Here is a 12,855-nt window from a genome sequence, read left to right as displayed (position 1 = left end):
TGGCAGCGCCCCCCTGCCAGGGGGGAGCGCCGGAGGCGCTCGGGGGGTAGCTCATTTCTAGAAGTTCTTCTTCAGGTCCATGCCGGCGTAGAGCGGCGCCACCTGCGCCTCGTAGCCGTTGAAGGGCAGGGTGGGCTTGCGCTTGGCGAACAGCCCACCGGCCTCGCCGATGCGGCGCTCCGTGGCCTGGCTCCAGCGCGGATGGTCCACGGCCGGGTTCACGTTGGAATAGAAGCCGTATTCCTGCGGCGCGGCCGTCTGCCAGCTGGTGGGCGGCTGCTTGTCCACAAAGCGGATCTTGACGATGGACTTGGCCGATTTGAAGCCGTATTTCCAGGGCACGACCAACCGCACCGGGGCGCCGTTCTGGTTGGGCATGACCTCGCCGTACAGGCCGAAGCCGAGCAGCGTGAGCGGGTGCATCGCCTCGTCCAGGCGCAGGCCTTCGGAGTAGGGCCAGTCCAGCACGCCGGAGCGCACGCCGGGCATCTGCGCCTTGTCGGCCAAGGTGATGAACTGCACGAACTTGGCATTGCCGGTGGGCTCCACCCGCTTGATCAGCTCGGCCAGCGAGTAACCCACCCAGGGGATCACCATCGACCAGCCTTCCACGCAGCGCAGGCGGTAGATGCGCTCTTCCATCGGCGAGAGCTTCAGCAGCTCGTCGATGTCGAAGGTCTTCGGCTTCTTCACCTCGCCTTCGACGGCGACGGTCCACGGCCGGGTCTTCAGCATGTGGGCCGCACGGCCGGGGTCGGCCTTGTCGGTGCCGTATTCGTAGAAGTTGTTGTAGCTGGTGACGTCGGTGTAGGAGGTGAGCTTCTCCATCGTCATGGCACCGGGCACGCTGCTCTTGGCGCCGGGCAGGGCGGGCAGCTTGCCGGGGCCGGAGGTCTGGGCGATGGCGTCGCGTGCCGCGATACCGGCGAGGGCGGTGCCGGCCAGGCCCTTGATCAGCTGGCGCCGCTGCTCGTAAACCCCGCGCGGGGTGATGTCCGAGGGCGTGGCGTGGGTGAAACCACGGTCCTTGAGGAAGTGCATGCGGGGCTCCGTTGGGGCTGACTTGAACTGTCAGTCGGGTTCGACGTTGTTACCTTACGCGGGGTTCCTTTGGGCGGATGCCGTGGGGTTGTTTCTTGGCCTGTCGGCCGGGTGGGTTTCTGGCCACTCGCGTGCAGCCCGCCGGTCGCGCCCGGCCGACGGTCACTTCTCTTGCTGGCTCAAGAGAAGTCACCAAGAGAAGAGCCTTGGAAAACCGAACATCCGATTTCGCTCCCTCACGCCGGTAGGGGGCCCGGTTCTCTGGAGGCCCGCTCGGTCGGCAGAGACCAGAGGCCACTTGTGGCAAGTGCCTTGGCTTGTGTGCAGCGCGCGCTGGACCGCTTTCCAGCCTCCGTGTGCGGGCGCTTCGCTGCGCTCGCTCGGACATGGCATGCGGAGGCTGGTTCGTGGTCGAGTGACAGGTCGGGTCGATGTGCCTGGCAGGTGCGAAGTGGCCTCGGGTCTGCGGCAATGTCAGCGTGCTCCCCGAAAACCGGGCCCCGATTCGGTGTCAGCGAACCTGATCGGATGTTGGTATTCGGAGGCACCTTCTTTGGTTACTTTCTTCATGCCAGTGAAGAAAGTGACCGCCGGCGGGGCGCGACCCGCGGGCTGCACACGAGTGGCCAGATACCGCCCAAGGCCGAAGGCCAGGAACCAAACAAAGCCCCTCAGCGCAGATCCGCAAACCCGGTGTCATCGACGACATCGGCAAACCCCGAATCGCCGAACAGGCGCAACGAATTCTTCGTGATCCGCTCCCGGAAGCTCTTGCGCGCAAACAGCTTCGCCTGCGCCTCCGCCGGCAGATCGGTGATGTTGATGACGTTCTTGACGATCAGCGTGTCGATCACGTCCTCGATCACGCGCACGAAGTCCGCATCCAGGCGGTCGAAGTCCTCGCGCCGCGGCGGCGTCACGCCCAGGAAGGCGAGGACGTCCGGGTGGTCGTCCGCCATGAACTCGCGGGCGTCATCGCTCTGGTGGCGATGCAGGCTGTCGATCTGACCCGAGGCGGAGCGGCGGACGAAGGGCATGGCCGACTATAGCCCTGCGTTGCCCGCGGTCACAACTCGCCGTAGGAGTGCAGGCCGGTCAGGAACATGTTGACGCCCAGGAACGCGAACGATGTCACGGCCAGGCCAGTGAGCGCCCACCATGCCGATGCGGCGCCGCGCAGGCCCTTCATCAGCCGCATGTGCAGCCAGGCGGCGTAGTTCAGCCACACGATCAGGGCCCAGGTTTCCTTCGGGTCCCAGCTCCAGTAACCGCCCCAGGCCTCGGCCGCCCAGAAGGCGCCCAGGATGGTGGCGATGGTGAAGAAGGCAAAACCGACCGCGATGGACTTGTACATCACGTCGTCCAGCACCTCGAAGGCCGGCAGGCGGGCGGCGATGCGGCCGCGCAAGGCGATTATGCCCGCCACGATGAGGGCGCTGATGCCGAAGTACACCGCCCAGTAACTGGTGCTGTTGGTCGCGCCCTTGCGGAACACCAGCGGCTCGAAGCACAGCACGACGCCCAGCAGCCACAGCGGTGCCAGCTTCCACCAGCGGCCTTCGGCGGCATGCTGCTTCACCAGGAAGGCAAACGCCACCATCGCAGCCAGCGCGAAGGTGCCGTAGCCGATGAAGTTGGCCGGCACGTGCAGCTTCATCCACCAGCTCTGCAGCGCTGGCACCAGCGGCTGGATCTCCTGCGCGCCGCGCTCGAAGTTGTACCAGGCGAGGAAGCCCACTGCGGCGCTCACCACCAGCATCACGAAGGCGCCCAGCGCCTTGGTGCGGTAGTGCTGCTCGAAGTAGAGGTAGAAGGTGGTGGTGAGCCAGCAGAAGAGGACGAACACCTCGAACAGGTTGCTCACCGGGATGTGGCCGATGTCCGGCCCGATCTGGTGGCTTTCGTACCAGCGCACCAGGGTGCCCGTCAGCGCAAAGAACACGCCGGCCCAGGCGATGCGTGAGCCCAGGCGCTGGGCGGTGTTGTCGGCGGCTGCCGTGCCGCCGGCGGGCACCGGCGCGAAGAAGCCGATCCAGTAGAACACCGTGCTCATCAGGAACAGCACGCCCATCCAGAGAATCGCGCTCTGGCTGGCGAGGAAGTACTTCAGCAGGAACAGCTTCTCGCCGGCGCCTAAGTCGGCGCCGAAACCGTCGGTCACCCGGCTGTACAGGCTGATCGCCAGCAAGGCGCTGCCACCCACCGCCAGGGCCAGCACCCGCAGCGAGCCCCAGAACCAGCCCAGCGCGATCAGCGCCGGCGCCGCGCCCGCGAGGATGCCTTTTTCGTACACGTCCATCGAGGCGCCATAGCGCTGGAAGGCATAACCCGCGCCCAGCACCACCGCCAGCGCGTACAGCCAGTCGAACAGGCTGCGGCCCTGGAACAGGCCGGCTCGGCCCATGGTCATCGTCGTGGTGCTGGTGGTCATGCGGTGCCCTCCTGCAGGATGGCTTTCGTCAACTGGTCGAACTCGGCGTCCGAGTCCAGCGTGCGGCGGGTGGTGGACAGGGCGACGGTCGCCCGGGTGCGCTGCCCGCCCGGCTCCTCTTGGAGCCAGATCCACACCCGGCGTTCCCGGATGTACAGCATGGCGAACACCCCCACGATGAGCAATACCGCGCCAAGGTACACCAGTGTCTTGCCCGGTGCACGCGCCACCTGGAACACGCTGGCCTGCACCTGCTTGAAATCGGCCAGCTGCAGCAGCACCGGCGCCGGGTAGAAGAAGCTGTCCGACAGCGACACCACCGCCTGGGTCATGAACAGCTGCGTCCTTTCGCTGGGCGCCAGGCGCGGCAGGTTGGCCTGCTCGCGCGACAGGTTGGTCAGCTCGAACAGTGCCCCGTTCAGGATGCGCAGCAGCACCTCGGAGATGCGCGGCCGGTCGGCGGCGGGCACGCTGCCTTCGATGAAGTCGGCCAGCGCCTGCAGGCCGCCGGTGGCCGGCTGGCCCTGCTTGGCCGGCTCGGCGCCGGCAAACAGTGCCAGCACCCGGTGGGCGGTGGTGAACAGCTGCGGCGCGATCTCGGGCTTGTCCGGCGGCGTGGCCAGCGACACATAGCGGCGCGCCGCCATCTCACGCCGGGCCGGGTCCGCCAGGGCGGCACGCAGGCGGGCCCAGGTGTCGATCGAGTCCTTGTCGTCGACCGGGATTCGGAGATAGCGGAAGTTCTGGTCGGGGTTGTCGCGCACGCCGGCCAGCAGCACACGCTGGCCTTCCAGCTCCACCGGCAGCATGTAGTTGTTGAACTCGCGCGCCTGGCCCGCCGGGTCGCGCAGGCGGTAGCTCACCGACGGGCCCACGTTGTGCAGCGTCTTCTCGGCATCGCCCTTCGCGCCGGAGCCCAGGTGCTTCTGCAGCGAGCTGGCCAGGTCCACCTTGCGCACGTCGGTGCCGCTCGCCTGCGCCGGGCCGCCGAGGTTCTCGACGTTGATCACACGCAGGCCGGCGAATTCCAGGGCCACCTTCTCGCTGCCCTTGCTCAGCGTGGTGCTGCCGCCGATGCGGCCTTCCACGTCGAAGGGCTCGCCGGCGCCGTTCATCGGCACCGCATGCAGCTTCACCCAGGAGCCGCCGTCGTCGAAGCTGCTCTGGTAGATGGCCACGCCGCGGTGGAACACCGGCTCGTTCACCTTCACGGTGGCCGGCGTGGCATGGCCGGTCTCCCGGTCATGGATGACGATGTTGCTCGCAAAGAGCTTCGGCATGCCGGTGTCGTAGTACTCGACGATGAACTTCTTCAGCTCCACGTCGAAGGGCAGGTCCTGCAGCACCACGCCGTCGGACATGTTGATCACCGCCGTGCCCGCGCGCGCGCCTTCGGGCACCGACAGGTTGGCGCGGAAGGTGGGGTTGGCGGTGGAGAGGCGGTGCTGCGGCTGCACGTCCTTGATGAAGCCGCCGCCGGTGTACACGCTCTTGCCCAGCAACGCCATCTGCGCCCGCACCACCAGGTCGCCGTCGAACAGGCCGCCCAGGCAGATGAGCACGATCGCCGAATGCGCCGACAGGTAGCCGATCTTGTTGGCCATGCCCTTGCGCGCGGCGATCATCGTGCCGTTGTCGCGCACCTGTGCCTTGGCCTTCCAGCCGGCGCGGCCCAGCAGGCCGGACAGGCGCGCCATCGCGGCCTCGCGGCTCTCAGCCAGCTCGCCCTGCGCCTTGTGGTGGAAGGACTGCAGCGCCTGCTCGCGCACGCTTTCCTTGTAGGCCTTGAGGTCGTTGATGATCTTCGGCGTGTTGCGCGCGATGCACAGGCTGGTGGACAGCACCAGGCAGCCCAGGATCAGCAGGAACCAGCTCGCGCTGTAGACCGTGTAGATGCCCACCGCGTCGTACACGCTGGCCCAGAAGGGGCCGAACTGGTTGACGTAGTTGTTCAGCGGGTCATGCTGCTTCACCACCGTGCCGATCACCGAGGCGATGCAGATCAGCGTGAGCAGCGAGATCGCGAAGCGCATCGACGAGACCAGCTCCACCGCATCACGCAGCGAGCGGGACCGTGCGCGGATCTCGAGGCCGGAGGTGGTGGGGGAGCTCATCTCGGAATTGTGAGTGCCATGTAAAAAGGCCGGTGCGGCGACCGGCCTTTTGTGTGTTGCAGTGGCGAAAGGTCAGCGCAGGCCGGCCACGTAGTCCGACACCGCCTTGATCTCCCGGTCGCTCATCTTGGCCGCGATGGTCAGCATCATCGGGCCGTTGGCGCGGGCGCCGGCGCGGAAGTTGGTCATCTGCGCTTCGATGTAGGCGGCATGCTGGCCGCCGAGGCGCGGGTACTGGGCCGGGATGCCGGCGCCGTTGGGGCTGTGGCAGCCGGCGCAGGCGGGCACCTGCTTGTCCGGGATGCCGCCGCGGTAGATCTTCTCGCCCAGCGTCACCAGTTCCTTGTTGGTGGCGAAGCCGGGCTTGGCCTGCTTGCCGCCATAGAACGCGGCCACGTTGCGCATGTCGTCCTCGCTCAGCGCCGAGGCAAAGCCCTTCATCACCGCGGCCTGCCCACCCTGGCGCTTGCCCGACTTGAAGTCGGCCAGCTGCTTGGTGATGTAGTCGGGGTGCTGGCCCTGCAGGATCGGGTTGGCGGGGCTGCCACGCGAGCCGTCCGCCGTGTGGCAGGCGGCGCACACCTGGGTGGAAATCGCCTGACCCTTGGCCAGGTCGGGCTTGGCCGGGCCCTTGGCGGCCTCCTCGGCGAAGGCCGGGGCCGCGAACACGGCGGCCAGGCCCACTGCCGCGGCCGCGGAGGTGGAACGGATCAGTGCGAGGGTGACCTTCATGGTTCTCTTTGGGGGCGCGTTGGGTGCAAACCCATCGATTTTACAATGCCCCATGTCTCCCGCCGTTCCCACCCCCTCCGCCGCCGAGAAGCAGGCCCTGGCCTGGACGCACACCGCGCGTTTTCTCACCACCGCCAGCCAGCTCGACCAGCTGCCGGTGAACGAGCTGCCGGAGATCGCCTTCGTCGGCCGCTCCAACGCCGGCAAGTCGACCGCGATCAACATGCTGGCCCAGCAGAAGCGCCTGGCCTTCGCCTCCAAGACGCCGGGCCGCACCCAGCACATCAACCTGTTCGAGGTGGGCCCCAAGGACGCGCCTGATGCGCTCTTCGCCGACCTGCCGGGGTACGGCTATGCGGCGGTGGAGCGCTCGGCCAAGCTGCGCTGGCAGCAGGTGATGGCCGACTACCTGGAGGTGCGGCGCAGCCTCTCGGGCGTGGTGGTGATGATCGATTCGCGCCTGGGTTTCACCGAGCTCGACAAGCAGCTGCTGGCCTTCGTGGCACCGCGGGTGGGCACCGGCGAGGTGAAGCTGCTGGTGCTGCTGACCAAGGCCGACAAGCTCAACCGCAAGGAGGCCGATGCCGCCCTGCGCGCGGCCACCGAGGTGCTGGGCCAGCTGGCCACCGACGACGCGGATGTCGGCATCACGCTGTTCTCCGCGCTGAGCAAGAAGGGCGTGGGCGACGCCGCGCAGACCCTCTACCAGTGGGCCCATCCGCTGTCACCTGCTTGACCGCGCGGGGCGGCTGAGGCGCCCATACTGCGGCGATGCACGCCGCCGAGATCACCACCTTCGACCTGCCACTGCCCAACGGCATCACGCTCTCCTGCCGCAGCAGCGGGCCGCCGGGCGCGCCGCGCATCGTGTTCCTGCATGGCTTTCCCGAGGCCGCCTTCGTGTGGGACGAGGTGATGGCCGCGCTGGGCGGGCGCTTCCACTGCATCGCGCCCAACCTGCGTGGCTATGAGCGCTCCTCCGCGCCCACCGACGTGGCGGCCTACAAGCCGAAGCTGCTGATGGGCGACATCGCGGCGCTGATCGAGGCCACCGGCGGCCCGGTGGACCTGCTGGTGGCGCACGACTGGGGCGGCGCGCTGGCGTGGAACCTGGCGGCCCAGCGGCCGGAGCTGCTCAAGCGCCTGCTGGCGATCAACACGCCGCACCCGGCCACCTTCCTGCGCGACCTGCAGCATGACCCGGCACAGCAGGCGGCCAGCGCCTACATGAGCTTCCTCTGCCGGCCGGATGCCGAAGTGTTGCTGGCGGAGAACGACTACGCCCGCCTGTGGCCGTTTTTCGGCCAGGCGGCCTGGCTCACGGACGAAGTGAAGGCGCAGTACCGGGCGGTCTGGTCACGCGGCCTCACCGGCCCGCTGAACTACTACCGTGCCTCGCCGCTGAAGCCGCCCACGGGGCCGGACGACGAGGTGATGAAGATCACCCTGCCGCCGCACTTCACCACGGTGAACCTGCCCACGCGGGTGCTGTGGGGCGAGGCCGACCATGCCCTGCTGCCCGGCCTGCTGAACGGGCTGGAGGCCTATCTGCCGCAGGGCGAGGTGGTGCGTGTGCCGGGTGCGTCGCACTGGATCGTGCACGAGCAGCCGCAGCGGGTGGTGCAGCAGATCGAGCAAATGCTGGGCCGCTGAAGCGGCCCGCTCAGGCGCGCCCGGCCTGCGGCACCTGGCGCAGCACCTGCTGGGCCGCATGCTGCACCAGCGAGGGCGGGCTCATGGTCTCGGCCAGCCCGGCGCCATGCAGGCGCTCCAAGGCCGCGCGGCGCAGCGCCCAGGTGCGGCCGCCGCCCTGGCGGAACAGCCAGAGCTCACCGCGCGCATCGCGCCACAGCAGGCGCAGCTCGCGCCAGCCGCCTTGCAGGAACACACCCAGCCACTCGCCGGGGTCCACCGCGGGCAGGCCGGAGGGCGCCGTGGCCGCGGGCCGACCGGTGGCCGGCGCCACGTCCATCAGCTCGGCCGGCACGGTCTCCAGGCTGCCGACATCCAGTGGCTGGCTGGTGGCGGTGGGGGACACGGGCACGCCGGCGTCGCTGTCGGCCAGCGCGGCCGAGCGCAGCGAATCGATCTGGGCTTGCACCTCCTGGCATTGCTGCACCAGCAGGTGGTCTTCGTAGCTCACAAAACGGTCGATGCCCCAGCGGTACAGGCCGGCGTCCTGCACCGGCTCATGCACCATGTTGTCGACCAGCCCCTGCGCATAGCGAAGGAACGTTTCTCGCGCGGCCGCGTCGGGCGCCAGGCGTTCGGCGTCGAAGGCCAGCCGGTCCATGAACTCCCACACCGGGTGTTCATAGCTGTCCAGCATGCCGGGGTCGCGCAGCGCCACCCGCACGGCGGAGGTCTGCAGGCGCGACAGCAGCAGCTGCACGTCCTGCGGCAGCGCACGGTCGGCCAGGATGGCGTCGAACAGGCGGGTGAGCAGCTCGATCAGCTGCTGGTCCAGCCGTTGGGTGGGGGCTTCGCCGAGGCGGGGCAGTTCGGGCGCGCGCGGGCCGGCGGTGGCCGTGCGCTGCGGAGCGGACGCACTGTGCGGCACCGCGGCGTGCGGCGAATGCAACGGGGCCGGCGGCGCGTTCGGCTCCATGTCGAAGGGCACCGGCATGCTGTCGCGCAGCGCATGCAGGTCGGCGCGCGGCGCATGCACCTTGGTGCGCGGGCCCACGCTGCCGGGCGGCATGACGATGGTGCGGTAGGTGCCGGGCTCCACGCCCTGGGATTCCAGCCGGGTGCTCGCCGCCGCGTAGGCCTTGCGCAGCGCCTGCGCCAGCGGCGCCACCGCCTGGCGCATCAAGGCCAGCTGCTCCGCGGCCGGCGCCTGCATGGCGCGCACGGCGGCCAGCAGGGCGCGGGCATAGGCTTCCGGCCGGAAGGGATTGGTGTCGTGCGCCACATGCACGTCGCCCACCAGCGCCGAGGTGAAGCTGCGCAACTCGCGCAGCTCGTATTCCGCGGTGCTGTGGATCATGACGATGGCGCGCTGGAGCTCCACGTCGGTGGCCACCTCGTCCTCGTCCACCAGCGACAGGCTGAGCTCGTCGGCCTCTTCCAGCGTGATGCCGCGCACCGCGGCGGCCTGCTCGCGCGCGGCCGTGCCCACCTGCTCACGCAGCGTCTGGGCAAAGGCCTTCACCATGAACGGCCGGTGGCGGTGCAGCGCCTCGTGCTGGTCGATGACCTGGCGGCGCTGGACGGAGGTGGCCTCGGGGTCGAAGCGCAGCGGCGCGTCGGCCAGCCCCTGCAGCACCTCGTCGATCAGCAAGGGCGCACGGGCGAGCTCGTCCTCGATGAACTGGAGCAGCAGCGGATGGGTGGCTGGTGTGGGCCTGTTCACCCGTGAATTATCCCGCTCGCCGACATGAAAAAGGGCCGCATTGCTGCGGCCCTTTCGATGATCAGCGACTTTATGCCTGGACTTACATGTCCATGCCCATGCCGCCCATGCCACCCATGCCGCCGCCCGGCATGGCCGGAGCTTCGTCCTTGGGGGCCTCGGCGATCATGGCTTCGGTCGTCAGCATCAGCGACGCCACGGAGGCGGCGTTCTGCAGCGCCGTGCGGGTCACCTTGGTCGGGTCCAGGATGCCCATCTCGATCATGTCGCCGTAGGTGTCGTTGGCCGCATTGAAGCCGTAGTTGCCCTTGCCGGCCAACACCGCGTTGACCACCACGCTCGGCTCACCGCCGGCGTTGTAGACGATTTCGCGCAGCGGGGCTTCGATCGCCTTGAGCACCAGCTTGATGCCGGCGTCTTGATCCGGGTTGTCACCCTTGATCTCGCCAGCAGCCTGACGGGCGCGCAGCAGGGCCACACCACCGCCGGCCACGATGCCTTCTTCCACGGCAGCGCGGGTGGCGTGCAGCGCGTCTTCCACGCGAGCCTTCTTTTCCTTCATTTCCACTTCGGTGGCGGCACCGACCTTGATCACCGCCACACCGCCGGCCAGCTTGGCCACGCGCTCTTGCAGCTTCTCACGGTCGTAGTCGCTGGTGGCTTCCTCGATCTGGATGCGCACCTGCTTCACGCGGGCTTCGATGTCGGCAGCGGCACCGGCGCCATCGATGATGGTGGTGTTTTCCTTGCCCACTTCCACGCGCTTGGCCTGGCCCAGGTCGGCCAGCGTCACCTTCTCGAGCGTCAGGCCCACTTCTTCAGCGATGACCTTGCCGCCGGTGAGGATGGCGATGTCTTCCAGCATGGCCTTGCGGCGGTCGCCGAAGCCAGGCGCCTTGACGGCCACGACCTTCAGGATGCCGCGGATGGTGTTGACCACCAGGGTCGCCAGCGCTTCGCCTTCGACTTCTTCAGCGATGATCAGCAGCGGACGGCCAGCCTTGGCCACCTGCTCCAGCGTGGGCAGCAGGTCGCGGATGTTGCTGATCTTCTTGTCGAACAGCAGCACGAACGGGTTCTCGAGGATCGCGCTCTGCTTGTCGGGGTTGTTGATGAAGTAGGGCGACAGGTAGCCGCGGTCGAACTGCATGCCTTCCACGACATCCAGCTCGTTGGCCAGGCTCTTGCCGTCTTCGACGGTGATCACGCCTTCCTTGCCGACCTTGTCCATCGCCTCGGCGATGATTTCGCCGATGGAGTTGTCGCTGTTGGCGGAGATGGTGCCAACCTGGGCGATTTCCTTGCTCGTGGTGGTGGGCTTGGACTGCTTCTTCAGCTGTTCCACCAGGGCCAGCACGGCCTTGTCGATGCCGCGCTTGAGGTCCATCGGGTTCATGCCGGCGGCCACGTACTTCATGCCTTCGCGCACGATGGCCTGGGCCAGCACGGTGGCGGTGGTGGTGCCGTCACCGGCGTTGTCCGAGGTCTTGGAAGCAACTTCCTTGACCATCTGGGCGCCCATGTTCTGGAGCTTGTCCTTCAGCTCGATTTCCTTGGCCACCGACACACCGTCCTTGGTGACGGTGGGGGCGCCGAACGAACGCTCGAGCACCACGTTGCGGCCCTTGGGGCCCAGCGTGACCTTGACCGCATTGGCCAGGATGTTCACGCCTTCAACCATGCGGGCGCGTGCTTCGCCGCCAAAGATGACGTCTTTTGCTGCCATGTGTATCTCTCCGGAATTCTTGGGGGTGGATTACTTCTCGACGACGGCGAAGAGGTCTTCTTCGCGCATCACCAGCAGTTCGTCGCCATCGACCTTGACGGTCTGGCCGCTGTACTTGCCGAACAGCACGCGGTCGCCCACCTTGATGTTCAGGGCCACGAAATCGCCCTTTTCATTGCGCTTGCCCGGGCCGACAGCCAGGACTTCGCCCTGGTCCGGCTTCTCGGCAGCGTTGTCAGGAATCACGATGCCCGAGGCGGTCTTGGTTTCTTGTTCCAAGCGCTTGACGATCACACGATCGTGCAAAGGACGAAGTTTCATTGCATCTCCTTGAAATGTGCGGTAAGAGTGATTGGGAAGCGCAGCGATAGTTAGTGCTTCTTCACATCAGTTGGGGCGTCCTGAATCTGCCCCATTAGCACTCACCGGCGGCGAGTGCTAGCAGACGAATTATAGGGTTCGGACTGCGCGCTTCAAGAGACTTGTTTCAAATCACCGGCCAGTGCGGCCGCTTGGCCGGGAAAGTGGAGCGGCTGGCGCTACGGCCTGTCGGCCAGCGGCAGGCCCGCAGCGCGGCAGGCCTCGATGCCGCCGGTGACGAAGCGCGCGTCGAAGCCGCGGGCGCGCAGGGCCAGGGCCGCGGAGCGGCCGATGTCCAGCCCGTGGGCGCAGTACACGAGCACCGGCCGGTCCGGGTCGAGCTCGCTGCTCCAGGATGCCAGCCTGGCGGGGTCGCACCAGCGGGCGCCTTGCAGCATGTAGTGCGCACTGGCATAGGTCTGCGCGCGCCGCACGTCGATCAACTGCGCGGCCTGCGCCACGGCCACAGGCTCGGCCGCCAGCGCAGCGGCATCCGCCGCCACGGCCGCGCCATAGCGCTGGTACACCGCATCCCAGCGGATGTTCTGCATGAACGCATCGACGTAGGCGCCAGCCTTGGCGCCGAAGTCCATGTGGTAGGCGTGTTCGTACATGTCCAACGCCAGGATCGGCGTGGCGCCGGCCAGCAGGTGGGTGTGGTCCGCGGCCCAGTGGGTCAGCAGGCGCCCTTCGCGCGATGACCACGACAGCAGCGCCCAGCCCGAGCCGCCGCCCATGGCCTTGGCCAGCGTGGTGAACTCGGCGCGCCAGCGCTCCACCGAGCCGAAGTCGCGCTCCAGCGCGATCGACAGGCCACAGTCCGGCAGCTCGCCGTCGCCGCCCAGTCCGTCGAAGTACAGCTCATGCAGCCAGGCGGAATTGGCCGCGATCAGCTCCTCCCGCTTCAGGCCGTTGACCGTGAATACCGGCGCGCCGGCCCAGTCGAGCTGCTGCAGCTGCTGGCGGATCGCGTTCAAGCGCTTCACCGCGCCGGCATAGTTGTTCTCATGGTGGCTCGCGACCAGGCGTGCGGACAGGCCTTGCAGGCGCGTGAGGTCCAGGGCCAAGGGGCGGGGTTCGACGTTCATGGTGTCCT

General features: G+C 67.8%; 11 protein-coding genes. 2 read left to right on the top strand and 9 right to left on the bottom strand.

The features are described from left to right. Positions 1-57 precede the first annotated feature (57 nt). From msrP to VPH43_RS02795, 5 genes are all read right to left on the bottom strand, one after another. Positions 58-1,041, bottom strand: a complete 984-nt coding sequence (msrP, locus tag VPH43_RS02815; RefSeq protein ID WP_328576121.1) for a protein-methionine-sulfoxide reductase catalytic subunit MsrP — start codon at positions 1,039-1,041, stop codon at positions 58-60. A gap of 671 nt (positions 1,042-1,712) precedes the next feature. After that, positions 1,713-2,078: a hypothetical protein gene (locus VPH43_RS02810; RefSeq protein ID WP_328576120.1), complete on the bottom strand. Its 366-nt coding sequence runs from the start codon at positions 2,076-2,078 to the stop codon at positions 1,713-1,715. 29 nt (positions 2,079-2,107) lie between these two features. Beyond that, positions 2,108-3,472 carry a c-type cytochrome biogenesis protein CcsB gene (ccsB, locus tag VPH43_RS02805; protein WP_328576119.1) on the bottom strand — a complete coding sequence of 455 codons (1,365 nt, stop codon included), beginning with the start codon at positions 3,470-3,472 and terminating at the stop codon, positions 2,108-2,110. Further along, positions 3,469-5,586: a cytochrome c biogenesis protein ResB gene (locus VPH43_RS02800; RefSeq protein ID WP_328576118.1), complete on the bottom strand. Its 2,118-nt coding sequence runs from the start codon at positions 5,584-5,586 to the stop codon at positions 3,469-3,471. Before VPH43_RS02800 ends, ccsB begins: the two co-directional genes overlap by 4 nt. A 72-nt stretch (positions 5,587-5,658) precedes the next feature. Next, complete coding sequence (locus VPH43_RS02795) at positions 5,659-6,318, bottom strand: c-type cytochrome (RefSeq protein ID WP_328576117.1); 660 nt, start codon at positions 6,316-6,318, stop codon at positions 5,659-5,661. A 52-nt stretch (positions 6,319-6,370) separates the two neighbouring features. Between VPH43_RS02795 and yihA the strand changes: the two genes are divergently transcribed. After that, the gene (gene yihA, locus VPH43_RS02790; protein ID WP_328576116.1) at positions 6,371-7,054 is read left to right on the top strand and encodes a ribosome biogenesis GTP-binding protein YihA/YsxC; all 684 of its coding nucleotides are present in this window, start codon (positions 6,371-6,373) and stop codon (positions 7,052-7,054) included. A 35-nt stretch (positions 7,055-7,089) separates the two neighbouring features. Further along, the gene (locus tag VPH43_RS02785; RefSeq protein ID WP_328576115.1) at positions 7,090-7,971 is read left to right on the top strand and encodes an alpha/beta fold hydrolase; all 882 of its coding nucleotides are present in this window, start codon (positions 7,090-7,092) and stop codon (positions 7,969-7,971) included. A gap of 10 nt (positions 7,972-7,981) precedes the next feature. On the opposite strand, the gene VPH43_RS02780 is transcribed toward VPH43_RS02785, so the two are convergent. From VPH43_RS02780 to VPH43_RS02765, 4 genes are all read right to left on the bottom strand, one after another. Further along, entirely contained in the window at positions 7,982-9,673 is a 1,692-nt protein-coding gene (locus tag VPH43_RS02780) for a DUF1631 family protein (protein WP_328576114.1), read from the bottom strand. Positions 9,674-9,755: 82 nt separating this feature from the next. After that, positions 9,756-11,399: a chaperonin GroEL gene (gene groL / locus VPH43_RS02775; RefSeq protein ID WP_328576113.1), complete on the bottom strand. Its 1,644-nt coding sequence runs from the start codon at positions 11,397-11,399 to the stop codon at positions 9,756-9,758. A gap of 30 nt (positions 11,400-11,429) precedes the next feature. After that, entirely contained in the window at positions 11,430-11,720 is a 291-nt protein-coding gene (gene groES, locus VPH43_RS02770) for a co-chaperone GroES (protein ID WP_046114190.1), read from the bottom strand. A gap of 218 nt (positions 11,721-11,938) precedes the next feature. Next, positions 11,939-12,847 carry a Fe-Mn family superoxide dismutase gene (locus VPH43_RS02765; protein ID WP_328576112.1) on the bottom strand — a complete coding sequence of 303 codons (909 nt, stop codon included), beginning with the start codon at positions 12,845-12,847 and terminating at the stop codon, positions 11,939-11,941. Positions 12,848-12,855 lie beyond the last annotated feature (8 nt).

The organism is Ideonella sp. BN130291 (assembly GCF_036231905.1).
Lineage (GTDB): Bacteria > Pseudomonadota > Gammaproteobacteria > Burkholderiales > Burkholderiaceae_C > CAMLIZ01.
This window is presented reverse-complemented; position numbering and strand designations above follow the sequence as displayed.

Excerpts from the sequence above, each read along its gene's own strand:
- yihA (WP_328576116.1), top strand. The coding sequence starts at position 6,371 with ATGTCTCCCGCCGTTCCCACCCCCTCCGCCGCCGAGAAGCAGGCCCTG.
- groES (WP_046114190.1), bottom strand. The coding sequence starts at position 11,720 with ATGAAACTTCGTCCTTTGCACGATCGTGTGATCGTCAAGCGCTTGGAA.
- VPH43_RS02785 (WP_328576115.1), top strand. The coding sequence starts at position 7,090 with ATGCACGCCGCCGAGATCACCACCTTCGACCTGCCACTGCCCAACGGC.
- VPH43_RS02765 (WP_328576112.1), bottom strand. The coding sequence starts at position 12,847 with ATGAACGTCGAACCCCGCCCCTTGGCCCTGGACCTCACGCGCCTGCAA.
- VPH43_RS02795 (WP_328576117.1), bottom strand. The coding sequence starts at position 6,318 with ATGAAGGTCACCCTCGCACTGATCCGTTCCACCTCCGCGGCCGCGGCA.
- ccsB (WP_328576119.1), bottom strand. The coding sequence starts at position 3,472 with ATGACCACCAGCACCACGACGATGACCATGGGCCGAGCCGGCCTGTTC.
- VPH43_RS02800 (WP_328576118.1), bottom strand. The coding sequence starts at position 5,586 with ATGAGCTCCCCCACCACCTCCGGCCTCGAGATCCGCGCACGGTCCCGC.
- groL (WP_328576113.1), bottom strand. The coding sequence starts at position 11,399 with ATGGCAGCAAAAGACGTCATCTTTGGCGGCGAAGCACGCGCCCGCATG.
- msrP (WP_328576121.1), bottom strand. The coding sequence starts at position 1,041 with ATGCACTTCCTCAAGGACCGTGGTTTCACCCACGCCACGCCCTCGGAC.
- VPH43_RS02810 (WP_328576120.1), bottom strand. The coding sequence starts at position 2,078 with ATGCCCTTCGTCCGCCGCTCCGCCTCGGGTCAGATCGACAGCCTGCAT.